General features: G+C 64.8%; 23 protein-coding genes. 9 read left to right on the forward strand and 14 right to left on the reverse strand.

The window, feature by feature from the left end; all coding sequences use genetic code 11:
- The 3 genes from ACED18_RS16505 to ACED18_RS16515 form a co-directional block, all read right to left on the reverse strand.
- Positions 1-190 (reverse strand): ATP-binding cassette domain-containing protein (locus tag ACED18_RS16505; RefSeq protein WP_377294227.1); only part of this gene is annotated, 190 nt, incomplete at its 3' end.
- A 51-nt stretch (positions 191-241) separates the two neighbouring features.
- The gene (locus tag ACED18_RS16510; RefSeq protein ID WP_377294229.1) at positions 242-1,756 is read right to left on the reverse strand and encodes a glycerol-3-phosphate dehydrogenase; all 1,515 of its coding nucleotides are present in this window, start codon (positions 1,754-1,756) and stop codon (positions 242-244) included.
- A gap of 129 nt (positions 1,757-1,885) precedes the next feature.
- Positions 1,886-2,650, reverse strand: coding sequence for a DeoR/GlpR family DNA-binding transcription regulator (locus ACED18_RS16515; RefSeq protein WP_377294232.1), 765 nt, complete (start codon positions 2,648-2,650; stop codon positions 1,886-1,888).
- A gap of 195 nt (positions 2,651-2,845) precedes the next feature.
- On the opposite strand from ACED18_RS16515, the gene ACED18_RS16520 reads away from it, so the two are divergent.
- The 7 genes from ACED18_RS16520 (at position 2,846) to ACED18_RS16550 (ending at position 10,792) form a co-directional block, all read left to right on the forward strand.
- On the forward strand, positions 2,846-3,616 hold the full coding sequence (locus ACED18_RS16520) for an SDR family NAD(P)-dependent oxidoreductase (protein ID WP_377294234.1): 771 nt from the start codon (positions 2,846-2,848) through the stop codon (positions 3,614-3,616).
- A 24-nt stretch (positions 3,617-3,640) separates the two neighbouring features.
- On the forward strand, positions 3,641-4,534 hold the full coding sequence (locus ACED18_RS16525; protein WP_377294236.1) for a LysR family transcriptional regulator: 894 nt from the start codon (positions 3,641-3,643) through the stop codon (positions 4,532-4,534).
- Positions 4,535-4,661: 127 nt separating this feature from the next.
- Positions 4,662-5,141: a formate dehydrogenase subunit gamma gene (locus ACED18_RS16530; RefSeq protein WP_377294238.1), complete on the forward strand. Its 480-nt coding sequence runs from the start codon at positions 4,662-4,664 to the stop codon at positions 5,139-5,141.
- The gene (locus ACED18_RS16535) at positions 5,138-6,694 is read left to right on the forward strand and encodes a formate dehydrogenase beta subunit (protein WP_377294240.1); all 1,557 of its coding nucleotides are present in this window, start codon (positions 5,138-5,140) and stop codon (positions 6,692-6,694) included. The genes ACED18_RS16530 and ACED18_RS16535 overlap by 4 nt, the downstream gene beginning before the upstream one ends.
- 151 nt (positions 6,695-6,845) lie before the next feature.
- On the forward strand, positions 6,846-9,728 hold the full coding sequence (fdhF, locus tag ACED18_RS16540; RefSeq protein ID WP_377294242.1) for a formate dehydrogenase subunit alpha: 2,883 nt from the start codon (positions 6,846-6,848) through the stop codon (positions 9,726-9,728).
- A 4-nt stretch (positions 9,729-9,732) separates the two neighbouring features.
- A complete protein-coding gene (fdhD, locus tag ACED18_RS16545; RefSeq protein WP_377294244.1) occupies positions 9,733-10,563 on the forward strand; it encodes a formate dehydrogenase accessory sulfurtransferase FdhD in 831 nt (276 codons plus the stop codon).
- Positions 10,553-10,792, forward strand: coding sequence for a formate dehydrogenase subunit delta (locus tag ACED18_RS16550; protein ID WP_377294246.1), 240 nt, complete (start codon positions 10,553-10,555; stop codon positions 10,790-10,792). The genes fdhD and ACED18_RS16550 overlap by 11 nt, the downstream gene beginning before the upstream one ends.
- A gap of 176 nt (positions 10,793-10,968) precedes the next feature.
- On the opposite strand, the gene ACED18_RS16555 is transcribed toward ACED18_RS16550, so the two are convergent.
- From ACED18_RS16555 to ACED18_RS16585, 7 genes are all read right to left on the reverse strand, one after another.
- The gene (locus ACED18_RS16555) at positions 10,969-11,373 is read right to left on the reverse strand and encodes a F0F1 ATP synthase subunit epsilon (RefSeq protein ID WP_377294248.1); all 405 of its coding nucleotides are present in this window, start codon (positions 11,371-11,373) and stop codon (positions 10,969-10,971) included.
- Between the two features lie 114 nt (positions 11,374-11,487).
- A complete protein-coding gene (atpD, locus tag ACED18_RS16560) occupies positions 11,488-12,909 on the reverse strand; it encodes a F0F1 ATP synthase subunit beta (RefSeq protein WP_377294250.1) in 1,422 nt (473 codons plus the stop codon).
- A 23-nt stretch (positions 12,910-12,932) separates the two neighbouring features.
- Complete coding sequence (locus tag ACED18_RS16565) at positions 12,933-13,814, reverse strand: F0F1 ATP synthase subunit gamma (RefSeq protein ID WP_377294252.1); 882 nt, start codon at positions 13,812-13,814, stop codon at positions 12,933-12,935.
- 30 nt (positions 13,815-13,844) lie between these two features.
- Positions 13,845-15,374: a F0F1 ATP synthase subunit alpha gene (gene atpA, locus ACED18_RS16570; protein WP_377294254.1), complete on the reverse strand. Its 1,530-nt coding sequence runs from the start codon at positions 15,372-15,374 to the stop codon at positions 13,845-13,847.
- Positions 15,374-15,940 carry a F0F1 ATP synthase subunit delta gene (locus tag ACED18_RS16575; protein ID WP_377294256.1) on the reverse strand — a complete coding sequence of 189 codons (567 nt, stop codon included), beginning with the start codon at positions 15,938-15,940 and terminating at the stop codon, positions 15,374-15,376. The genes atpA and ACED18_RS16575 overlap by 1 nt, the downstream gene beginning before the upstream one ends.
- Before the next feature lie 270 nt (positions 15,941-16,210).
- Complete coding sequence (locus ACED18_RS16580; RefSeq protein WP_377294258.1) at positions 16,211-16,594, reverse strand: DUF4345 domain-containing protein; 384 nt, start codon at positions 16,592-16,594, stop codon at positions 16,211-16,213.
- A gap of 93 nt (positions 16,595-16,687) precedes the next feature.
- Positions 16,688-18,904, reverse strand: a complete 2,217-nt coding sequence (locus tag ACED18_RS16585) for a primosomal protein N' (RefSeq protein WP_377294260.1) — start codon at positions 18,902-18,904, stop codon at positions 16,688-16,690.
- A gap of 133 nt (positions 18,905-19,037) precedes the next feature.
- Here ACED18_RS16585 and ACED18_RS16590 point away from each other — a divergent pair, with 133 nt between their 5' ends.
- Together ACED18_RS16590 and ACED18_RS16595 are read left to right on the forward strand one after the other, a co-directional pair.
- A complete protein-coding gene (locus ACED18_RS16590; protein WP_377294262.1) occupies positions 19,038-19,973 on the forward strand; it encodes a tyrosine recombinase XerC in 936 nt (311 codons plus the stop codon).
- 240 nt (positions 19,974-20,213) lie between these two features.
- Entirely contained in the window at positions 20,214-21,236 is a 1,023-nt protein-coding gene (locus tag ACED18_RS16595; protein ID WP_377294544.1) for a TraB/GumN family protein, read from the forward strand.
- 84 nt (positions 21,237-21,320) lie between these two features.
- On the opposite strand, the gene ACED18_RS16600 is transcribed toward ACED18_RS16595, so the two are convergent.
- From ACED18_RS16600 to ACED18_RS16615, 4 genes are all read right to left on the reverse strand, one after another.
- A complete protein-coding gene (locus ACED18_RS16600) occupies positions 21,321-21,821 on the reverse strand; it encodes a cytochrome b (RefSeq protein WP_377294264.1) in 501 nt (166 codons plus the stop codon).
- A 134-nt stretch (positions 21,822-21,955) separates the two neighbouring features.
- Positions 21,956-23,362: a dihydrolipoyl dehydrogenase gene (lpdA, locus tag ACED18_RS16605; protein ID WP_377294266.1), complete on the reverse strand. Its 1,407-nt coding sequence runs from the start codon at positions 23,360-23,362 to the stop codon at positions 21,956-21,958.
- 117 nt (positions 23,363-23,479) lie between these two features.
- Positions 23,480-24,121, reverse strand: a complete 642-nt coding sequence (locus ACED18_RS16610; protein WP_377294268.1) for a LysE family transporter — start codon at positions 24,119-24,121, stop codon at positions 23,480-23,482.
- Between the two features lie 58 nt (positions 24,122-24,179).
- On the reverse strand, positions 24,180-24,596 hold the full coding sequence (locus ACED18_RS16615) for an MAPEG family protein (RefSeq protein ID WP_377294546.1): 417 nt from the start codon (positions 24,594-24,596) through the stop codon (positions 24,180-24,182).
- Between the last annotated feature and the right edge of the window lie 29 nt (positions 24,597-24,625).

Below are 24,625 nucleotides of genomic sequence, written 5' to 3' on the forward strand. Positions count from 1 at the left end.
CCACCCCGTCGAACCACACGCTCCCCGACGTCGGCCGATCCAGCCCCGCCATCAGACGCATCAACGACGTCTTCCCGCTCAGCGTCGGACCCAGCAAAACATTCAAGCTCCCACGCGACAGAACCAAATCCGTCCCGTGAACATGAACATCCCCCCCAACAACCTTCCGGACACCACGTAACTCAAGCATGACGTCTCCGGCCTCCCGATCCGCAGGCGTTGACCCCTCGAGGTCACCAGTTCAAGCAGCCTTCACCGCAGCGGCGGCGTTCAGGTAATCATCGAGCGCTGCGGCCTCCTCCGCCGAGACGCGCAGGCCAAGCTTCGTGCGGCGCCACAGAATATCCTCTGCGGTGCGCGCCCATTCCTTCTCCATCAGCCAGCGAACCTCGGCCTCCGTCAGGTCCGCACCGAAGCGGCGGCCGAGATCGTCAAGGCTGCGGGCATTGCCCAGAATGACGCCGGCTTCCGTGCCGTACTGGCGCACCAGCCGGGCTGCAAAGGCCGGCGACAGGAAAGGGTAGCGGCCCGAAAGTGTGCGCACCTCGGCCTCGTAGCCCTCGATGGCAAAGCCGCCGCCCGGCAGGCGCGAACCCGCCGTCCAGGGCTTTCCCTTGACGCCGATCGCTTCGCCGATCTTTTCCAGCGCGGATTCGCCGAGGCGGCGATAGGTCGTCAACTTGCCGCCGAAGACATTGAGGATCGGCGCATCGCCTGAATTGCCCTCGAGCTTTAGCACGTAGTCGCGCGTCGCCTCCTGCGCCTTCGAGGCGCCATCGTCATAGAGCGGACGCACGCCCGAATAGGCCCAGACGATATCGGCCTCGCGCACCGGCTCGGCAAAATATTCGCTGGCAGCAGCGCAGAGATAGCGCTCTTCCTCGGCGCTGATGCGCACCTGACGGGGATCGCCCTTGTAGTCGCGATCCGTGGTGCCGATCAGCGTGAAATCGTTTTCGTAAGGGATGGCGAACATGATGCGGCCATCCGGGTTCTGGAAGAAATAGGCGCGCGGATCGTCGAACTTCTTCTTCACGACGATGTGGCTGCCCTGAACAAGGCGCACATTGTGGCTGTCATTGCGACCGAGCGCACCGGCCAGCACATGATCCACCCAGGGTCCGGCCGCATTGACGACCATGCGGGCGCGATGCGCGTGGCGAACGCCTTCGGCGTCCTCCGTCTCGATGCGCCAGAGACCGGAGTCGCGGCGGGCGGAGACGACACGGTGACGCGCAAGCACCAGCGCGCCGCGCTCGGCGGCATCGCGTGCATTCAGAACCACCATGCGCGCATCATCGACCCAGCCATCCGAATATTCGAAGGCCCGGCGATAGACAGGCTTCAGCGGCTTGCCGGCGGGGTCGCGCGTCAGGTCCAGCGTGCGCGTGCCCGGCAGGCGCTTGCGCCCGCCAATATGGTCATAGAGGAAGAGACCGAGCCGCACGAGCCAGGCAGGACGCAAGCCGCCCTTCTGGATCGGCAGGACGAACCGCATCGGCCAGATCACGTGCGGCGCCATGGCCCAGAGCACTTCGCGCTCCATCAGCGCCTCGCGCACCAGGCGGAATTCATAATGTTCGAGATAGCGCAGCCCGCCATGCACCAGCTTGGTGGAGGCCGACGAGGTACCGGACGCGAAGTCCTTCATTTCGGCCAGCGCCACCGAATAGCCGCGACCAACCGCGTCGCGGGCAATGCCACAGCCGTTGATGCCGCCGCCGATGACGAAGATATCGTGGACCTGATCCGACACGCGACGAGAGCCTCCCCTGCCCTCTTTCGCATCGCAGCAATTTTGCGCGCATGCGAAAGCATCAATAGTTAAAACGAATTCATTTCGAATGTCAAACGAATGCTTCAGCCGCTGAACGAAAGCGAAGCGTCAGGGATGCGTCTCGATCAGCCGCACCCCCTGCTCGGCACAGATCTGGCGCACGGTCACCGATGCGCAGTGGTCGGTGATGAAGGCCTGTACCTGCGAAATATGGCCGATCCGAACCGGCGCCGTGCGTTCGAACTTGGTGGAGTCGGCCACTAGGATGACGTTGCGCGCATTGGCGATGATGGCCTGCGCGACCTTCACTTCGCGATAGTCGAAGTCGAGAAGCGCGCCGTCGGGATCGATGGCGGAGGCGCCGATCACGGCATAATCGACCTTGAACTGGCGGATGAAATCGACCGCCGCCTCGCCCACGATTCCGCCATCGGAGGCGCGCACCACGCCGCCTGCAATCACCACCTCCATGCTCGGATAGACACGCAAGCTGTTGGCGACATTGATGTTGTTGGTAATGATCATCAGTTCGCGATGGTCGACGAGTGCTGTCCCCACGGCTTCCGTCGTCGTGCCGATATTGATGAAGAGCGAGGCATTGTTGGGGATGAGGGCGGCGGCGGCCTGGCCGATCGCAAGCTTCTCCGGCGCCGCGATCCGCCGGCGCGCGTCATACTTCACATTCTCCTTGCCGCTCGGATAGATCGCGCCGCCATGCACGCGGTTGAGCGCGCGGGCATCGCAGAGATCGTTGAGGTCCTTGCGGATCGTTTGCGGGGTGACGGAAAAGCGCGCCGCAAGGTCTTCGACCAGCACGCGGCCCTCCGCCTTGGCGAGTTCCAGGATCTCGCTCTGCCGCTCCGTGAAATACATGGCGCGCCTCCCAACTGTTTTCGTTTTTCTTCATGATAGGAGAAAACGAAAACTGCGCCAGCGATTTTCGCGTCTCGCGCGCGCCAGGGGGTGAACAGCGCTTGCAAAACGCGCCCGTCTCGGCAAGCTTCACGCCGGAGGAAAGCGGTGGTGGCAGGAGCCCGGCCGCAGGATCGAATATCAGGAGGACGTTTCGTGTTCAGTTCCACATTGTTTCAGGATGCCCGCGTGGTGGTCACGGGTGCCGGCCGCGGCATAGGCCTTGAGGTCGCGCGCGGCTTTCTCGATTGCGGCGCGACTGTGCTGCTGCATGGCGGCCGGGCCCCGCAGGATAGCCTGCCGGATTTCCTGAAGCAGGCCGTCGCCGATGGCCGCGCCACGATCGTATATGCCGATTTTCTGGAGCCGGCGGGTGTGCAATCCTTCATCGATGCCGTGAAGGCGCGTTTCGATGCCATCGACGTGCTCGTCAACAATGCCGGCACCATGGTCGGCCGCTTTCCCGCCGATCAGCTGACGGATGAGCAGTATACGGCAGTGACCCGCCTCAACCAGCATTCCGTCGTCGAACTGACGCGCGCCCTGATCCCGCTCCTGAAGGGCGGCACCCATCCGGCCATCGTCAACACCGTTTCCATCTCGGCGCTGACGGGCGGCAGCCCGGGCTCGGCCATCTATTCGGCGACGAAGGCCTTCGTCTCGACCTATTCCAAGGCGCTAGCGCGCGAACTGGCGCCGGCCGGCATCCGCGTCAACTGCGTGTCGCCGGGCACGATCACCACCGATTTCCACCAGCGCTACTCCTCCGCCGACAAGCTCGAAGCCACCCGCAAGACCATCCCGCTGCAACGCCTCGGCACGGCGGAAGATTGCGCGCCCGCCTATCTCTTCCTCGCCTCGAACAGCCTCGCCGGCTACATCACCGGCCAGATCCTCGAGGTCAACGGCGGCCAGCTGATCGTCTGATCGGCACTTCGAAAGGCGGCGGGCGTGATCGACAAGCTCGAATATTTCATCGCGCTCGCCCGCGAGAAGCATTTCGCCCGCGCAGCCGAAGAACTCGGCATCTCGCAGCCGACGCTGTCGGCCGCGATCCGGCAGCTGGAAGACAGTCTCGGCGTCGTTCTCGTCAATCGCGGCTCGCGCTTTCAAGGCCTGACGCCGGAAGGCCAGCGCGTGCTGGAATGGGCACGCCGCATCGTCGGCGATGCCCGCACCCTGCGCGAGGAAATGCGCGCCGCCCACAAGGGCCTGTCGGGGCACTTGCGGCTGGCCGCCATTCCCACCATGCTCGCCATGGTGCCGAAGCTCACGACACCATTCCGCGAAAAGCATCCGGAGGTGACCTTCTCCGTCATCTCCGCCAACTCGCTGCAGATTCTGAGCCTGCTTGAAAATCTAGAGATCGATGCGGGGCTTACCTACCTCGAAAACGAGCCGCTGGGCCGCGTCACCAGCGTCGCCCTGGCCCAGGAGCGCTACCATCTCGTCACCTCCAGCGCAGGGCCGCTGGCCGATCGCGACACCGTGACATGGCGCGAGGCCGCCGATCTTCGGCTTTGCCTATTGACCGCCGACATGCAGAACCGCCGCATCATCAACCGCCATTTTTCGGAGGTGGGTGTCACCGTCTCGCCGGCGCTCGAGTCCAATTCGATGATCGTTCTTCTCTCCCATGTGCGCAACGGCGACTGGTGCAGCATCATGCCCCGCAGCGTCGCCGCGCCCTTTGGCTACGAGGCGGACCTGCGGATGATCCCGCTTACCGATCCCGAACCGGTCCACACGGTCGGCCTCGTCGCTACCCACCGCGAACCCTTCACGCCGCTGGTCTCCGCCCTGCTGCACGAGGCGCGCGGACTGGCCGAAAGCGGCCTGGATTGATAGCTTTTCCCTATCGGTCAACGGATCAGCCTTATTGACCATTTCGACCCCGCCTGAGAAGCTTTGCGATCAGCGGGGGATGGCTCGGATGGCTTCCCTGCCGGGATGACGGACGGGAGGATCAGCGATGAACATGGCGCGGCGCGGCGAGGATTTTGCCGAGCAGACACGGGCGATCGTCGCCGATCACAGCCATCTTGAAGGTCCGCTGCTGCCCATCCTGCATGCCATCCAGGAAGCCTTCGGCCATGTGCCGCAGGACTGTCTGCCCGTCATCGCCCGCGAACTGAACCTGTCGCGCGCCGAAGTCCACGGCGTCGTGAGCTTCTACCATGATTTCCGCGATCACCCCGCCGGCCGCCATGTGCTGAAGCTCTGTCGCGCCGAGGCCTGCCAGGCCATGGGCGGCGATGCGCTGGCCGAACGCGTCAAGGCGCTTCTTGGCATCGATTTTCACGGCACGACGGCGGATGGCAGCGTCACGCTGGAGCCGGTCTATTGCCTCGGCCTCTGTTCCTGCGCGCCGGCCGCGATGCTGGATGGCGCCGTGCATGGGCGGCTGGATGATGCAGCGATCCGCGATCTCCTTGCGGAGGCGCGCGCATGAGCGTCACTCTTTACGTTCCCAAGGATGCCGCAGCCCTCGCGCTTGGTGCTGACAAGGTGGCCGCCACGCTGGCAGCCGAAATCGAGGCACGCGGCCTCGACGCCCGCATCGTGCGCAACGGCTCGCGCGGCATGCACTGGCTGGAGCCGCTGGTGGAAGTGGCAACCGAGACGGGTCGCATCGCCTACGGCCCCGTGAAGGCGAGCGATGTCGCATCTCTCCTCGACGCCGGTCTGCTGACGGGCAGCGCCCACGCGCTCTGTCTCGGGCCGACGGACGAGATCCCCTTCCTCAAGCGCCAGACGCGTCTGACCTTCGCCCGCTGCGGGGTCATTGATCCCCTCTCCCTCGATGATTACCGCGCCCATGGTGGCCTGAAGGGGCTGGAGAATGCCGTCTCCCTGCCGCCGGCCGAGATCGTGCAGCAGGTGACGGACTCCGGCCTGCGCGGCCGTGGCGGTGCCGGCTTCCCGACCGGCATCAAGTGGAAGACGGTGATGGAGGCGGCAGGGCCGCAGAAATACATCGTCTGCAATGCAGACGAGGGCGACAGCGGCACGTTTGCCGACCGGATGATCATGGAAGGCGATCCCTTCGTGCTGATCGAAGGCATGGCGATTGCCGGCATCGCCACCGGTGCGACCAGGGGCTACGTCTATACCCGCTCAGAATATCCGCATGCGATCGCGGCCATGCGCGCCGCCGTCGGGATTGCGCGCGCCGCCGGCATGCTTGGTCCTTCCGTGCTCGGCTCCGGCAAGGCCTTCGACATGGAAATCCGCGTCGGCGCCGGGGCCTATGTCTGCGGCGAGGAAACCTCGCTTCTGAACTCGCTGGAAGGCAAGCGCGGCGTGGTGCGCGCCAAGCCGCCGCTGCCGGCCCTTCAGGGCTTCCTCGGCCGCCCGACCGTCGTCAACAATGTCATTTCGCTCGCCTCCGTCCCCATCATCATGGACCGCGGTGCAGCCTATTATCGCGATTTCGGCATGGGCCGCTCGCGCGGCACCATCCCGATCCAGATCGCCGGCAATGTGAAGCATGGCGGCCTCTACGAGACCGCCTTCGGCCTCACGCTCGGGGAGATCATCGACGATATCGCCGGGGGAACCGCGACGGGACGGCCGGTGAAGGCCGTCCAGGTGGGCGGTCCGCTCGGCGCCTATTTCCCACGTGCCCTTTTCGATACGCCCTTCGACTACGAAGCCTTCGCCGCCCGCGACGGCCTGATCGGCCATGCCGGCATCACCGTCTTCGACGACAGTGCCGACATGCTGAAACAGGCCCGCTTCGCCATGGAATTCTGCGCCGTCGAAAGCTGCGGCAAATGCACCCCCTGCCGCATCGGTTCCACCCGCGGCGTCGAGACCGCCGACCGCATTGCCCGCGGCATCGAGCCTGAGAAGAACAAGGCGCTGCTCGCAGACCTCTGCAACACCATGAAATTCGGTTCGCTCTGTGCGCTGGGCGGCTTCACGCCTTACCCGGTGATGAGCGCCATGACGCATTTCCCGGATGATTTTGCACCCGCGCCGGTGCGGGAGGCGGCGGAGTGACACTGCCATTCTCGCCGTCATCCTCGGGCTTGACCCGAGGATCCACGCCCCAGGCTCAATGCCGACCGGTCGTGATGGGATCGGAAGTAACAGTTGAAAAGCAGCAGATCCTCGGGTCAAGCCCGAGGATGACGGCTGGGAGGTAAGCACCATGTCCCTCGTTCCTGAAATCGACTACGGCACGCCCGCCTCCCGCTCCGAGAAGATGGTGACGCTGACCATCGATGGCCGTGAGATCACCGTGCCCGAGGGCACCTCGCTGATGCGCGCTTCGATGGAAGCCGGCATTCAGGTGCCGAAGCTCTGCGCCACCGACATGGTGGATGCCTTCGGCTCCTGCCGCCTCTGTCTGGTGGAAATCGAGGGCCGCAACGGCACGCCCGCCTCCTGCACCACGCCGGTCGCGCAGGGCCTCAAGGTCCACACCCAGACGGAGCGCCTGAAGCAGATCCGCAAGGGCGTAATGGAACTCTACATCTCCGACCATCCGCTGGACTGCCTGACCTGTGCGGCCAATGGCGATTGCGAGCTGCAGGACATGGCAGGCGCTGTCGGCCTGCGCGACGTGCGCTACGGCTATGAGGGCGACAACCACCTCAAGGCGCGCGGCGCCACCGGCGACGTCAACGCCCGTTACATGCCGAAGGACGAGTCGAACCCCTATTTCACCTATGACCCCGCCAAATGCATCGTCTGTTCGCGCTGCGTGCGGGCCTGCGAGGAGGTGCAAGGCACCTTTGCGCTGACCATCGAAGGCCGCGGTTTCGACAGCCGCGTCTCGCCCGGCATGCATGAGGCCTTTCTGGAATCCGAATGCGTCTCCTGCGGCGCCTGCGTGCAGGCCTGCCCGACAGCGACGCTCACCGAAAAGTCGGTGATCGCGATCGGCCAGCCCGAACACTCCGTCGTCACGACCTGCGCCTATTGCGGCGTCGGCTGCTCCTTCAAGGCCGAGATGCGCGGCGAGGAGCTGGTGCGCATGGTGCCGTGGAAAGACGGTCAGGCCAATCGCGGCCATTCCTGCGTCAAGGGGCGCTTTGCCTATGGCTACTCCACCCACCGCGACCGCATCCTGAACCCGATGGTGCGCGAGAAGATCACCGATCCCTGGCGCGAAGTGACTTGGGAGGAAGCCTTCGCCCATGTGGCCGCGGAATTTTCCCGCATCCAGTACCAGTATGGCCGCGAGGCCGTGGGCGGCATCACCTCGTCGCGCTGCACCAACGAGGAGACCTACCTCGTTCAGAAGCTGATCCGCGCCGGCTTCGGCAACAACAATGTCGATACCTGCGCCCGCGTCTGCCATTCGCCGACCGGCTACGGCCTCGGCCAGGCCTTTGGCACCTCGGCCGGCACGCAGAACTTCGATTCCGTCGAACACACCGACGTCGTCATCGTCATCGGCGCCAACCCGACCGACGGCCACCCGGTCTTCGCCTCGCGCCTCAAGAAGCGCCTGAGGCAGGGCGCCAAGCTGATCGTCATCGATCCCCGCCGTATCGATCTCGTGTCCTCGCCCCACATTCAGGCCGCCTATCACCTGCCGCTGAAGCCCGGCACCAATGTCGCCGTCGTCACGGCGCTGGCCCATGTCATCGTCACCGAGGGCCTCTACGACGAGGCCTTCATCCGCGAGCGCTGCGACTGGTCGGAATTCGAGGACTGGGCCGGCTTCGTCTCCGAGGATCGCCACAGCCCCGAGGCGATCGAGCCTTTGACCGGCGTACCGGCCGAGCTTCTGCGCGGTGCCGCCCGCCTCTTCGCCACCGGCGGCAATGGCTCGATCTATTACGGCCTCGGGGTCACCGAGCACAGCCAGGGTTCCACCACCGTGATGGCCATCGCCAACCTCGCCATGGCGACGGGCAATATCGGCCGCCCCGGCGTCGGCGTGAACCCGCTGCGCGGCCAGAACAACGTTCAGGGCTCCTGCGACATGGGCTCCTTCCCGCACGAGCTGCCGGGCTATCGCCATGTCTCTGATGATGCGACCCGCGAGGTCTTCGAAAAGCTCTGGGGCGTGACGCTTTCCAACGAGCCGGGCCTGCGCATTCCCAACATGCTGGATGCCGCCGTCGATGGCACCTTCAAGGGCATCTACATCCAGGGCGAAGACATTCTGCAGTCCGACCCCGATACCAAGCACGTCTCGGCCGGCCTCGCCGCCATGGAATGCGTCGTCGTGCAGGATCTCTTCCTGAACGAGACGGCGAACTACGCCCATGTCTTCCTGCCGGGATCGACCTTCCTGGAGAAGGACGGCACCTTCACCAATGCCGAACGCCGCATCAACCGCGTGCGTCGCGTCATGACGCCGAAGAACGGCTATGCGGACTGGGAGGTCACCCAGAAGCTTGCCCAGGCCATGGGCCTCGCGTGGACCTACACCCATCCCTCGGAAATCATGGACGAGATTGCCGCGACGACGCCGAGCTTCGCGCTCGTCTCCTATGACTACCTCGAGAAGGTCGGCTCCGTGCAGTGGCCCTGCAACGAGAAGAGCCCGGAGGGCTCGCCGATCATGCATATCGGCGGCTTCGTGCGCGGCAAGGGCAAGTTCATCCGCACCGAATATGTCCCGACCGACGAGCGCACCGGCCCGCGCTTCCCGCTACTGCTCACCACCGGCCGCATCCTCAGCCAGTACAATGTGGGCGCCCAGACGCGGCGCACTGAAAACACCGTCTGGCACGAAGAGGACCGGCTGGAAATTCACCCGCACGACGCCGAAAACCGGGGCATCCGCGACGGCGACTGGATCCGGCTGGCAAGCCGGGCCGGCGAGACGACGCTGCGCGCCACGATCACCGACCGCGTGGCGCCGGGCGTGGTCTATACCACCTTCCACCACCCGAACACGCAGGCCAACGTCATCACCACCGACTTCTCGGACTGGGCGACCAACTGCCCGGAATACAAGGTCACCGCCGTTCAGGTCTCCCCGTCGAACGGCCCATCCGACTGGCAGGTGGAATATGACGAGCTGTCGCGCCAGTCGCGCCGCATCGCCGGCAAGCTCGAGGCGGCGGAATAGGGCGATGACCGCTCCCCTGCCGCCGCTCAGCACGCTGACGGCCGCCGCCTGGCGCGGTGGTCGCCTCCAGCCTGCCGGCCGCGTGGTGCCGGAGGAAGTGCCGGTCGCCTTCTCCTACGGTGGCACGACCCATGCCGTGATGATGGCGACACCCGCCGATCTCGAAGACTTCGCCTATGGCTTCTCGCTCGCGGAAGGCATCATCGCCACGGCCAGCGACGTTCTCGCCGTCGATATCATGGAAGCTGGTGACGGTCTCGACGTGCAGGTGACGCTGGCCGAGCCGGAGGCCGACGCGCTTACCGCCCGGCGCCGCCGCATGGCCGGCCCCGTCGGCTGCGGCCTTTGCGGCATCGAATCGATCGAGCAGGCGACACGCGCCGTGCCGCACGTGCCGGACCATGGCCTGACCGTGACACCGGGTGAGATCGAAGCCGCCATCGGCGCTCTTTCCGCAGCCCAGGTGCTGAACCGGGAAAGCCGCGCCGTGCATGGGGCAGGCTTCTACATTCCCGGCGCGGGCCTTCTCGCCGCGCGCGAGGATGTCGGCCGCCACAATGCTCTCGACAAGCTCGTTGGTGCCGTCCTGCGCCGTGGCATGGCCGGCATGGCGGGCATGGTCGTCGTCACCAGCCGCCTGTCGGTCGAGATGGTCCAGAAGGCCGCCACCCTCGGCAGCCCCGTCATCGCTGCGATTTCCGCCCCGACCGCCCTTGCCATCCGCACAGCCGAAGCCGCAGGCATGACGCTGGTCGGCATCGTGCGCGCCGACGAATTCGAGATTTTCACGCGTCCAGACCGCATCCGCACACCCGGAGACCGCCATGTCGCATAGCAACACCGACGAAAAGCTGGTCCGCATGGCGAACCAGATCGCCACCTTCTTCCTCTCCCAGCCGGAGGGCGAGCGGGTGGACGGCGTCGCCACCCACATCAACAAGTTCTGGGAAGTGCGAATGCGCGCGCGCTTCTTCGAGATGATCGATGCCGGCGAAGGCGATTTCCTGCCGCTGGTGAAGGAAGCGGCTCAACGGATCAATCGGCCGGTCAAGGCCACGGCCTGAGCGAATCAAAGCCGTTCAGCCTTCCCGCAAACGGCTGATGGTGTGAACCAGCCTTCCGCGGGCAGGAACATCTCGCCTCCGCAGTTGCCGACAGACGAGCATACGAGCCCAGGACAACAAAAAAGCCCCGCGAAGGGGCTTTCCGTTTGGCATCAGGTGCTTTCGCCCGGTCCCTTTCAGGCCGGGATGAGCGTTTCCTTCAGCGAGGTGAGTTCGCCGATCAGGCGCTCCAGCGACGTCTTGCGGTCGTCGTCACCGTGACCGTCCAGCTCGTCGCGGGCAGCGGCGATGCGGCGATCGAGCTGCGACTTGTCGAGCTCATCGACATGAACGGCGGATTCGGCCAGTAGCGTGCAGCCGGTGGGAACGATGTCGGCGAAACCGCCGAACACGACGTACCGATCCGTCTTTCCATCGGCCCTTACCGTCACGACGCCGGGCTTGATCGTCGTCATCGTGGGGGCGTGGTTTGCCAGAACGGTCATTTCGCCTTCAGTGGCGGGGATCACGACTTCGCTGACCTTCTGGGACAGGAGAAGGCGCTCCGGGGAAACCAGCTCGAAATTGAAGTTGTCAGCCATGACGATCACTCTTCCTGGGCGGTCAGCCTTGCGACCGCGAACGTCGAAAGCCTGCCACCGCATGTCCGGCGGCAGGCGAAGACCGGCGCGACGGGCGCGCCGGTCGATCGGTCATCAGGCTGCTTCGGCAGCGAGACGCTTGGCCTTTTCGATGGCTTCGTCCATCGAGCCGACCATGTAGAAGGCCGCTTCCGGCAGGTGGTCGTACTCGCCATTGACGAGGCCCTTGAAGCCCTTGATCGTGTCTTCGAGAGCGACCAGCTTGCCCGGCGAGCCGGTGAAGACTTCGGCCACGAAGAAGGGCTGCGACAGGAAGCGCTCGATCTTGCGGGCGCGGGCAACCGTCAGCTTGTCTTCTTCCGACAGTTCGTCCATGCCGAGGATGGCGATGATGTCCTGCAGCGACTTGTAGCGCTGCAGCGTGCCCTGCACCTTGCGGGCCACTTCGTAGTGCTCTTCGCCGACGATCATCGGGTCGAGCATGCGCGAGGTGGAGTCGAGCGGGTCAACGGCCGGGTAGATGCCCTTTTCGGCGATCGAGCGCGACAGAACGGTCGTGGCGTCGAGGTGGGCGAAGGACGTTGCCGGAGCCGGGTCGGTCAAGTCGTCGGCGGGAACGTAGATGGCCTGAACCGAGGTGATCGAACCCTTGGTCGTGGTCGTGATGCGCTCCTGCATGGCGCCCATGTCGGTCGCCAACGTCGGCTGATAGCCCACGGCCGACGGAATACGGCCGAGCAGAGCCGACACTTCCGAACCTGCCTGGGTGAAGCGGAAGATGTTGTCGACGAAGAACAGAACGTCCTGGCCCTTGTCGCGGAAGTCTTCAGCGATCGTCAGACCGGTGAGGGCAACGCGGGCACGCGCGCCCGGCGGCTCGTTCATCTGGCCGTAAACGAGGGCAGCCTTGGATCCTTCGCCGCCGCCATGCTTGTTCACGCCCGACTCGATCATTTCGTGATAGAGGTCGTTGCCTTCGCGGGTACGCTCGCCCACGCCGGCAAACACGGAGTAACCGCCGTGCGCCTTGGCGACGTTGTTGATCAGTTCCATGATCAGAACCGTCTTGCCCACGCCGGCGCCGCCGAACAGGCCGATCTTGCCGCCCTTTGCGTAGGGAGCGAGCAGGTCGACGACCTTGATGCCGGTGACCAGGATCTGGCCTTCCGTGGACTGCTCGACATAGGCCGGAGCGTCCTGGTGGATGGCGCGCAGGGTCGAGCGGTCGAGCGGACCGGCTTCGTCAACGGGCTCGCCGATGACGTTCATGATGCGGCCGAGCGTCTGATCACCGACCGGAACAGAGATCGGCGCACCGGTGTCGGTGACGGGCTGGCCGCGAACCAGACCTTCGGTCGAGTCCATGGCGATGGTGCGAACGGCATTTTCGCCGAGGTGCTGGGCAACTTCGAGAACAAGGCGGTTGCCGTTGTTGTCGGTTTCCAGCGCGTTCAGGATCAGCGGAAGATTGCCTTCCTCGAAAGCGACGTCGACGACGGCGCCGATGACCTGGGTGACCTTACCGGTAGCGGCCATGTCAATAACCTCTTTCGTAACCTTTAGAGCGCTTCGGCGCCCGAGATGATTTCAATCAGTTCCTTGGTGATCTGAGCCTGACGCTGGCGGTTGTAGGAAAGCGTCAGCTTGTTGATCATCTCACCGGCGTTGCGCGTCGCATTGTCCATGGCGCTCATCTTGGCACCCATTTCGCCGGCGACATTCTCGAGCAGAGCCCGGAAGATCTGGACGGAAATGTTGCGCGGGATGAGATCGCTGAGGATCTGGCCGGCATCCGGCTCGTAGTCGTAGATCGCAGCCGCACCCGATGCTGCCGGCGACACCGTCTCGGCCGAGGCCGGGATCAGCTGCAGCGCCGTCGGCACCTGGCTGATGACCGACTTGAACTCGGAGTAGAACAGCGTGCAGACATCGAATTCGCCGGCTTCGAAGAGCGAGATCACCTTGCGGCCGATCTGGTCGGCATTGTCGAAGCCGATCTTCTTGACTTCGCGCAGGTCGATACGGTCGATGATCAGCGACGCGAATTCGCGGCGCAGGATATCGTAGCCCTTCTTGCCCACGCAGACGATCTTCACCGTCTTGCCCTGGGCGAGCAGCTTGCGCACGTGATCGCGGGCAAAGCGCGCGATCTGCGAGTTGAAGCCGCCGCACAGGCCGCGTTCTGCGGTGCAGACGACGAGAAGATGCGTCTGGTCCTTGCCGGTTCCCGTCATCAGGAGCGGCGCGCTGTCGTCCTGGCCGACCGCCTGGGCGATATTGGCGAGGACGGCGCTCATCCGCTGCGAATAGGGACGTGCGGCCTCGGCCGCCTCCTGCGCACGCCGAAGCTTTGCCGCGGCGACCATCTTCATCGCCTTGGTAATCTTCTGCGTCGCCTTGACGGAGGCGATCCGGTTTTTCAGATCCTTAAGAGAAGGCATCCGTTTTCCGTCCTAGCTTCTGTCGTCCGATCAGGCGAAGGTCTTTGCGAAGGCATCGAGAGCAGCCTTGAGCTTGCCCTTGGTGTCGTCGCTGATGGCCTTTTCCGTGCGGATGGTGTCGAGGATCGCCTTGCCTTCCGAGCGCAGCGAGGACAGCAGACCCTGTTCGAAGGCACCGACCTTGTTGACCGGGATCTTATCGAGGTAGCCGTTCACGCCGGCGAAGATCACCGCGACTTGTTCTTCCGTCTTGAGCGGCGAGAACTGCGGCTGCTTCAGGAGTTCGGTCAGACGTGCACCACGGTTCAGCAGGCGCTGCGTGGAGGCATCGAGGTCCGAGCCGAACTGGGCGAAGGCGGCCATTTCGCGATACTGGGCGAGTTCACCCTTGATCGAGCCGGCAACCTGCTTCATCGCCTTGATCTGGGCGGAAGAGCCCACGCGGGAAACCGACAGACCGACGTTCACGGCCGGGCGGATACCCTGGTAGAACAGGTCCGTTTCGAGGAAGATCTGGCCGTCGGTGATCGAGATCACGTTGGTCGGGATGAAGGCCGAAACGTCGTTGCCCTGCGTTTCGATGACCGGCAGAGCCGTCAGCGAGCCGGCACCGCGCTCGTCGGAGAGCTTTGCAGCGCGCTCGAGCAGGCGGGAATGCAGGTAGAAAACGTCGCCCGGATAGGCTTCGCGGCCCGGCGGGCGGCGCAGCAGGAGCGACATCTGGCGGTAGGCGACGGCCTGCTTGGACAGGTCGTCATAGGCGATCAGGGCGTGCTGGCCGTTGTCACGGAAGTATTCGCCCATGGCGCAGCCGGCAAACGGTGCCAGGTACTGCATCGGGGCCGCGTCGGAAGCCGTGGCGGCAACGACGATCGAGTACTGCAGGGCGCCGCGCTCTTCCAGAACCTTCACGAACTGGGCGACCGTCGAGCGCTTCTGGCCGATGGCCACGTAGACGCAGTAGAGCTTGTCGTTTTCCGGGCCGTTGTCGTGGATGGCCTTCTGGTTGAGGAAGGCGTCCAGGATGATGGCGGTCTTGCCGGTCTGGCGGTCGCCGATGACGAGCTCGCGCTGGCCGCGGCCGACCGGGATGAGGGCGTCGATGGCCTTGAGGCCGGTCGACATCGGCTCATGCACCGACTTGCGCGGAATGATGCCGGGAGCCTTGACGTCGACGCGCGAGCGGCGCGTGGCGTTGATCGGGCCCTTGCCGTCGATCGGATTGCCGAGCGCGTCGACGACGCGGCCGAGCAGTTCCGGACCGACCGGGACGTCCACGATGGCGCCGGTCCGCTTGACGGTGTCGCCTTCCTTGATGTCACGGTCCGAACCGAAGATAACGACACCGACGTTGTCGGCTTCGAGGTTCAGCGCCATGCCGCGGATGCCGCCCGGGAACTCGACCATTTCGCCGGCCTGGACATTGTCGAGGCCGTAGACGCGGGCGATGCCGTCACCGACGGACAGAACCTGGCCAACTTCGGAGACCTCAGCCTCCTGGCCGAAGTTTTTGATCTGATCTTTGAGAATTGCGGAAATTTCCGCGGCGCGGATATCCATCAGCCGACCTCTTTCAGTGCAAGCTTAAGGCTCGAAAGCTTTGTGCGAAGGGAAGTATCAATCTGCCGGGAACCGACCTTGACGATCAGGCCACCGAGAATGGAGGGATCGACGGTGACGTTGACCGCCACGTCCTTGCCGGTGACGCTCTTCAGCGTCGCCTTCAATTCATTTTCCTGCTCGCCCGAAAGAGCGTGCGCGGAGGTCACTTCGGCCGTCACTTCGCCACGATGGCGGGCGGCGATGGCGCGGAAACCGCGGATGACCGCCGGAAGCGCGAAGAGGCGGCGGTTGCGCGCCACGACCTTCAGGAAATTGCCGACCAGCGGGGAAGCGCCGGCGCTGGAAACGATCGCGGAGATCGCCTTGAACTGATCGTCTGCGGAGAAGACCGGGCTTTCGACCAAGCGCTTGAAATCTCCGCTTTCGGAAATCAGCGCCTCGAACTTGCCAAGATCCTGTGCGACCGCATCCACCGCGCCGGCTTCCAGTGCCAGATCAAACAGGGAGGATGCGTACCTTTCTGCAACACCGGAAACAAGCTGGGATGTGTCTGCCACGGGCACAAGCTTCTCTAATTTCTTCCAGCGTTCCCACCACAAAAAAGGCTGTGAGCAAGACGCTGAAAAGGTTGCTGTTTTTTTGGCTATCGCGGGCGTTTTGTCCCGCGTCTCCTCAAATTCGCGGTTCGTCTAGCATAGGAACTGGGGACTCGCAACACGCGAACGGCACGAATGCGCCATAAGTCGCGCCCTGATCGAAGGATTCTTCAAATCCCCGTCCCTGCATCAAGCACCCCGCGAAACAGGCTTTAACCGCACAATTTTGCCTCCCGATCAAATCAGACCGAAGACGTGGAGAAGAGGTGCGGCGCCGAGACACAACTGCAGGATGAGGAAGGTCAGTCCCAGCAGACTGAAGGAACGGTCCGACATCAGCGACAGGAGGCGCCCGAACGCCGCCAGCAGGAAGGCGCCGCCAAGACCCAGATAGAGCCAGTCCTGGGCAAGCAGGATGGCGGAAATCGCCAGACCGGCCTGAAAGCCGCCGGATGAGCGTGCTGTCGCCAGCCCGTCCGCGCGCGCCGGATTGGTCGCAAGCCCACCGAGTTTCAGGGAGGTGCGCGGCGCAATGAGGCCGAGAAGCCCGAGAACAGCGGCGATGATGGCCGAGATGAAGGCTGCGAGCTCGCCGCTGCTGGTCGGTACATAGAAGTCCATCGCACGCCTCTCCTCTGCGTCGGCACTCTTATGACATGCCAGACGATTCGCCCGAAAGAGCGCTTCGCCCTCTATGAACAGAAGCCTCGGTGTTCAAAGGAAGCTTTGCGGATCGATGTCGATCTGCACCTGGATCGAGGCCCGCGGCTTCGGTCCGCGGTCGATCATCTGGCGCAGATAGGCCTGCATGTCGCTGGTCCGCCGACCGTGCACCAGAAGCCGGAAGCGGTGCCGGCCGCGAATCATCGCGAGCGGCGCTTCCGCCGGCCCGAGAACCTGGATATCGCCGACGGATGGCGCCGACTGCCGGAGCCCGCGCGCATGCCCTTCCGCCTGGGCACGCTCGTCTGCCGAAACAATCACGGAAGCGAGCCGCCCGAAAGGCGGCAGCAACGCCCGCTCCCGCTCGCCGATCTCGCGCTCATAGAAGGTGCGCGCATCGCCCGAAACGATCGCCTGCATCACGGGATGCTGCGGCTGGTAGGTCTGCAGCAGGCCGAGGCTCTTGCGCCCCGTGCGCCCGGCGCGCCCCGTTACCTGGCTCAGAAGCTGGAACGTCCGTTCCGCCGCCCGGGGATCGCCGTTCGTCAGCCCGAGATCCGCATCGATGATGCCGACCAGCGTCATCAGCGGAAAATTGTGCCCTTTGGCGACAAGCTGCGTACCGATGACGATATCCGCCTCGCCGCGCGCGATCGCCTCCAGTTCGAGCCGCAGGCGTTTGACGCCCATGATGTCGGAGGAGAGCACGATGGTGCGAGCCTCGGGAAAATGGCTTTCCACCTCCTCCGCGATGCGCTCCACGCCCGGCCCGCAGGCGACCAGATGGTCCAGCGTGCCGCATTCCGGGCAGGCGTTCGGCGTCTTCTCACTGTAGCCGCAGTGATGGCACTGCAACTGGCCGCGAAACCGGTGCTCCACCAGCCAGCTGGAACATTGCGGGCACTGGAAGCGGTGGCCGCAGACCCGGCACAGCGTCAGCGGCGCATAGCCGCGCCGGTTGAGGAAGAGCAACGACTGCTCCTGCCGCCCGAGCGTCTTTTCCATCTCGCGCAGCAAGACCGGTGAGAGGAAGCCGCCGCGCGCCGGCGCATGGCGCCTGAGATCGACGACGCCGAGCGTCGGCAGCGCCGCATCGGCAAAGCGCGTCGGCAGGTGCACATCATGGTAGCGACCGGCCTGCGCATTCACCTGGCTCTCGACCGATGGCGTTGCCGAGACGAGGACCACGGGGAAGGAGCCGATGCGCCCGCGCACCACGGCCATGTCGCGGGCATTGTAGAAGACACGATCCTCCTGCTTGAAGGCCGGATCGTGCTCCTCATCCACGATGATGAGGCCGAGATTTTCGAAGGGCAGGAAAAGCGCCGAGCGCGCGCCGGCCACCACCCGCACACCGCCCGTCGCCACCTGCCGCCAGACCTTTTCGCGGGTACGCGGCGCAAGGTCGGAATGCCATTCGGCCGGCTTGGAACCGAATCGCTCCTGGAAACGCTCGAGAAAGCTCGCAGTCAGCGCGATTTCCGGCAGCAGAATAAGCACCTGTCTGCCCTGCCGGAGCGTCTCGGCGATCGCCTCGAAATAGACCTCCGTCTTGCCCGAGCCCGTGACGCCATCGATCAGCGTCACGGCAAAGCCGCCGGCTTTCACGGTCGCCGCCAGCTCCCGCCCGGCGTCCGTCTGGATGCCCTCCAGCCGCGCCGGGGCAAAATCGGGATCGGGCGGCGCCACGACGGGCGGCGGCTCCATGAAGATCGTCTCGAACACGCCCTGCTGTGTCAGACCATCGATGACGCTGGAGGACACGCCGGCCGCATGGGCAAGGCCGGAGCGGGTCCAGGCGAAACCGTCTTCAGCCGTCGCGATCACCCGCTGGCGGGCCGGTGTCAGCCGCTCCGGCCGCAGTTCGGTCAGCTTCAGGCCCTCGACCATGGGCTCGGGATCGAAGGCGGCCGGCGCCCGCAGCGCCATGCGCGCCACCAGTCCCGGCGGCGAGAGCGTGTAGCTCGCCACCCAATCGAGAAAGCGACGCATGCGCTCGTCGAGCGGCGGGCAGTCGAAGACCTTTTCGATGGGTTTCAGCTTCTTCGGATCGACCCGGTCGTCGGACCCGCCATCCCAGACCACGCCGACGACGAGCCGCGGACCGAGTGGCACCTGCACGATGGAGCCCGGCTGCACGGCCATGCCGTCGGGCACGCTGTAGGAATAGGCCTTCTCCGCCGGCATGGGCAGCAACACCGGCACGGCCCGCACTGGTGCCGTCTCGCGCGCGCTCGCGCCAAAAAGGTCCGTCGAATCTCTCGTCATGATCGCGGACCATGCCTTCGGCGGCGGCAAAAGAAAACCGCCTTGCCGCAATCACGCACAAAGGCGAGCCTTAACAATTTCCTAAGCCGGATCACGGCAGACTGTGCGCTCAAAAGGATTGAAGCGACCTGCCATGGATGCACCCCTGATCTTTGCCAGTCCCGAGCTTGCGGAAGAGCGCCAGCGCTGGCTGGCAACCCTTGCCGGCGAACGGCGGCTGTCCGGCAATTCGGTCGAGGCCTACGAGCGCGACACGCGCCAGTTCCTCACCTTCCTCACCACCCATATGGGTGGTCCGGCCCGGCTTGCCGACCTCAGGGAACTGAAACCGCTCGATCTGCGCGCTTTTCTCGCCGCCCGCCGCCGGGACGGCGCCTCCGCGCGCACGCTGGGCCGCGGCCTTGCCGGCATCCGCTCCTTCCTGCGCTATCTCGAGCGCAAGGGCATGGTGAATGCCGCCGGTGCCGGCGCCGTGCGCACGCCGAAGCAGCCCCGCTCCCTGCCCAAGCCGCTGACCGACGGGCAGGCCCTGAAGGTGGTCGCAAGCGAGGCCCAGCTTCACGAAGAGCCCTGGATCGCCGCCCGCGACGCCGCCGTCCTGACCCTGCTTTATGGCTGCGGCCTGCGCATTTCCGAGGCGCTCGGCCTGACACCTGCCGATTTTGCCGGAGAGCCCACCGCCTTGCGCATCGCCGGCAAGGGCGGCAAGACCCGCATCGTGCCGTTGCTGGCCGCTGCCGTGGACGCTGTTGGCGCCTATCAGGCCATTTGCCCCTATCGCCTCGCCCCTGCCGAGCCCCTGTTTCGTGGCGCGCGCGGGGGCCCGCTGCAGCCGGCGATCATCCAGCGGGAGATGCAAAGGCTGCGCGGCGCGCTGGGCCTGCCCGACAGCGCCACGCCGCATGCGCTGCGGCACTCCTTCGCCACCCACCTTCTGGCCGGCGGCGGCGATCTGCGCACGATCCAGGAGTTGCTCGGCCATGCCAGCCTCTCGACCACGCAGATCTACACCGGCGTCGATTCGGCCCGCCTGCTCGACATCTACGATCGCGCCCATCCGCGGGCCTGAAGCCGGTGTTCACGGATGAGGGGGCAAGGTTGCGATTTGACCGGGTTCATTAAGCAATCCGTGACGCCGCACCGCTAGGCTGACGCGCGATCCGGTCGCTGCGCATCAGAAGCGCGACGCCATACCCATGCGCGGTGAGCCGCGCACCGCCTGCAAGGGGCATCGGAGACGGACATGAAGACGACTTTTTCACCCGCGCCGGCCGGGCGCAGCCAGCCCCTCGACAGGCTTGTCGATCTCATGGTGCGGGCCGCCTTTCTGCTGCCGCTCCTGCTGCTCGCCTGCCTTCTCGCCACGCTGACCGCCGTCGGCTCGGCCCGCGCCGAAGAGGCGTGCAGCGGCCGAGACCTGATGGCGGAGTGGCGTGCGACCTATCCGGATGTCTTCGCCACCGTCGAGAAGGAGGCGGCCGCCATCCCGAACGGCAAGGGCATTTTCTGGAAGATCGAGAAACCGGGCATTCCCGCCTCCTATCTGCTCGGCACCATGCATGTCACCGATCCCAGGGTCATTCAGATGCCGAAGGGGGCGACGCAAGCCTTCGCTGCCTCGAAAACGGTCATCGTGGAATCGGATGAAATCCTCGACCAGCAGAAGGCCGCCGCGGCGCTGCTGGCGCGCCCGGAGCTCACCATGCTCCCACAGGGAAAGGCGATTACCGATTACCTCGACGACGCCGAAGAAAAGACGCTGGCTGCCGAGCTCCAGGCGCGTGGCCTGCCATTGCCGTTGCTCACGCGCATGAAGCCCTGGCTGATCGCCAGCTATGTCGCGTTGCCGGCCTGCGAGCTCGCCCGCAAGGGCAAGGGTGCCGCCTTCCTCGACATGAAGATCGCACAGGACGCGGTGCGGGACGGCAAGCAGTTGAAAGGGCTGGAAACGCTGGTGGAACAGCTCTCCGCCATGGATGACCTGCCGATCGAATTTCACCTGAAGGCGCTGATCGAGACGCTGGCGCTCGGCAAGACGATCGATGACGTCATGGTGACGATGACCGATCTCTACCTTGCAGGCGAAACCGGCATGGTCATGCCGATGATGAAGGCCGCCGCCAAGGCGGCGACGGGCAAGGACGATACCGACAGCACCGATTTCGAACAGCGCATCATCATCGACCGCAACCACGTGATGGCGGAGCGCGGTGCGCCGATCCTTGCCCAGGGCAACGTCTTCATGGCCGTCGGCGCCTTGCACCTGCCGGGCGCGGAAGGTCTTGTCGAATTGTTGCGCAAGGACGGCTACACCCTCACCGCCGTCAACTGAGACGCCTGACCGCCGTTCCATCAAGGCCGAAGTCGATGCGTTGTTCGCCCGCCATATTCCGGCGGGCGCTCGTCGTTCTCGGCCTCAGGACACACGCCCGTGCGTCATGCGGGCCAGCACATTGGTCTTCCAGTAGAACTGATGGACCAGCGCACCGCCGACATGGGCGACGATCAGCAGCCACAGCAGAAGCTTCATGACACCGCCATGCAGTTCGCCGGCCACCTCGACGCCGAAGTAATAGGCGGCGATGCCCCCCAGCGGCATGGCAAACAGCAGCAGATAGAGAAGGCCATGCGTGGCCTTCGCCGCAAGCCGAAGAAGAGCCGGCTCCTCCGCCGGCGGTTCCGGCGCACCCTGCACGAGGCGCAGGATGATGCGCACGGCAGCCAGCGCCAGGATCGCAATGCCGACATAGGCATGGATATTGGCCGAAGCAATGTCATCGGGCGTCACCGTCTCGCCGCGACGAACGAGACGATTCCAATGCTCCATCCCATCGGAAAAGATCAGATTGAAGAAAATCAGCAGCGCCATGCCCCAGTGCAGGACACGTTGTGGCACGGAATAGCGAAGTGGAGACATTTCTTCACCTTTTCAAGGGCTTAAATTCAGCAAACAATACAGAACCCCGCCTGCGGGGCAAGCGGGGTTCTCGTGAAGGTTTCATGTCAGCCTGACACGGCGCTGAAAGCCCCGCGCCAAACGGCCGCAAGCTGTTACATGTGCAGCGGCTTGAAGAAGGTGGAAAGCGCGGCTTCCTTGACGGCTTCGGACATGGTCGGATGTGCGTGGCAGGTGCGGGCGAGATCTTCGGAGGAACCGCCGAACTCCATCAGCACGGCAGCCTCGTGGATCATCTCGCCGGCACCGAAGGCGATGATGTGCACGCCGAGCACGCGGTCGGTCTCGGCATCTGCCAGCACCTTCACGAAGCCGTCCGTTGCCTGCATGGCGCGGGCGCGGCCATTGGCCGTGAAGGGGAACTTGCCGGCCTTGTAGTTCACGCCGGCAGCCTTCAGCTCTTCCTCGGTCTTGCCGACGGAGGCGACTTCCGGCTGGGTGTAGACCACACCCGGAATGACATCGTAATTCACATGGCCATGCTGTCCGGCGAGGATTTCGGCAAGCGCCACACCCTCGTCTTCCGCCTTGTGGGCCAGCATCGGGCCCTTCACCACGTCACCAATGGCGTAGATGCCCGGCACGTTGGTGGCATAGTGACCGTCGATCTCGACGCGGCCGCGATTGTCGAGCGCCACGCCGGCTTCCACAAGGCCAAGGCCTTCGGTGTAGGGCTTGCGACCCGTGGCGATCAGCACGACGTCGGCAGGGAGCGTGACGGCCTCGCCGCCCTTGACGGGCTCGAAGGTCACGCTCGCGCCGCTCTCCGTGCGGGCGACGCCCGTCACCTTGGCGCCGAGCTTGAAGTCCATGCCCTGCTTGGCCAGCATGCGCTGGAACTGCTTGGAAACCTCGCCATCCATGCCGCCGAGGATCGTGTCGAGATATTCGACGACCGTCACCTTGGCGCCGAGGCGCGACCAGACCGAGCCGAGCTCGAGACCGATGACGCCGCCGCCGACCACGATCATCTGCTCCGGCACCTTCTTCAGCGCGATGCCGCCCGTGGAGGAGACGATGACCTCCTCGTCGATCTCGACGGGAACGCCGGGAATGCCGGCGACGTCGGAGCCGGTCGCAATCACGATCGACTTGGTTTCCAGCACGGTCTCTTCGCCGGCATCGTTCTTCACGGCCACCTTGCCGGCCGAGAGGATGCGGCCCCAGCCCTGCACGCCGTCGATCTTGTTCTTCTTGAAGAGGTAGGCGACGCCCTCGACGTTCGACTTCACCGTCGCGTCCTTGTGGGCCATCATCTTCTCGAGGTTCAGCACCGGTGCCGGAACCTCGACGCCGAGATCGGCCGCGCCATGGGCGACGTGGTGGAAGACTTCCGACGCATGCAGCAGCGCCTTGGAGGGAATGCAGCCGATGTTGAGGCAGGTGCCGCCATAGGTGGCGCGCTTCTCGACCACGGCGACCTTGAGGCCGAGCTGGGCCGCCTTGATCGCGCAGACATAGCCGCCGGGGCCCGAACCGATGACAACGACATCATAAGACATGGGACATTCCTCTCAAACCCGTTTCAGCGCGACGGAACCTCGCCCGGGCGCCCTTGCTGTTGTGTGGCCCCTGCGGAGCCGGCGGTGGCGCATTGTCCATCCGCGAAAGCCTGCCGGTCAGCGCGTCTGCGCCGTGGCGGCGAGCTTCAGGCCGAAGCCGATGAAGACGAGGCCGCTGACCTTGTTGATGGCGCCGGAGGCCCGCTGGAAGGCAGAGCGCATCGACGGCGTGGTGAGAAAGAAGGAGACGCCGACGAACCAGACGATCAGCGCCGAGGCCATGACGAGACCGTAGCCGAACTTGACGACACCGGGCGTGTCATGGGCAACCACCGTCGAGAAGATCGACAGGAAGAAGAAGACCGGCTTCGGGTTGAGTGCATTGGCCATGAAGCCGAGACCGAACGCCGTCAGGGCCGACTGCCGCTTCTTCTCGCCGACCGCCTCTCCAGCCTTGGCAAGATCGATGCGCCCGGCGCGCAGCGACTGGATGCCGATATAGACGAGATAGGCGACGCCACACCACTTGATGATGTTGAAGACGAGGATCGACTGGGAAATGATCAGCCCGAGACCGAGGATCGTGTAGCTGACATGGAACATCAGCGCCGTGCCGATACCGAAGGATGTCAGGATCGCCTCGCGGCGGCCCGCCACCATCGACTGGCGGATGACCATGGCGAGATCGGCGCCCGGAACGACGATGGCAAAGGAGAAGACCGCCATCAGCGATGCGAGTTCGAAGAGATAGGGATGCATCGGTGTCGGGTTCCTGTAGAGCGGTCGGGCGCTTCGGCCGGGGATCGGGATCCGGAGTCTAGGCGAAAACGATGGCGATGAACATCGCCAGCAGGCCCGCCATCGCCCCAAGCCAGACCAGCGAGCGCACATAGGGAACGCCGGCCAGATAAAGCGGGATATAGACGATACGGCAGGCGAACCAGACATAGGCGCCGATCAGCGCCCAGCCGCTGGTGATCCCCATGAGACCGGCCGCCGCCGCAAGTGCGACGAAGGCCGGATAGGTTTCGCGGAAATTGGCAGAGGCGCGTTCGGCGCGACCCGCGAGGGCGCCCTTCGGCTTCTTCTCGTCGTCGCGCGGGCCGGCATTCCACTTGGAGCCGAGTTCGCGCGTGGCCAAGTGCCCCTGCAGCATGATGTGGACGACGAGAAGCACCACGCTCCAGGCGAGCAGCAGCACGAAAGGCGAGTAGGCGAGCGTCGCGCCGTCCATCATAGGTTCTCCTTTTAGAGCATTTCCGG

It is taken from the genome of Rhizobium sp. SG2393 (assembly GCF_042610495.1).
GTDB lineage: Bacteria > Pseudomonadota > Alphaproteobacteria > Rhizobiales > Rhizobiaceae > RU20A.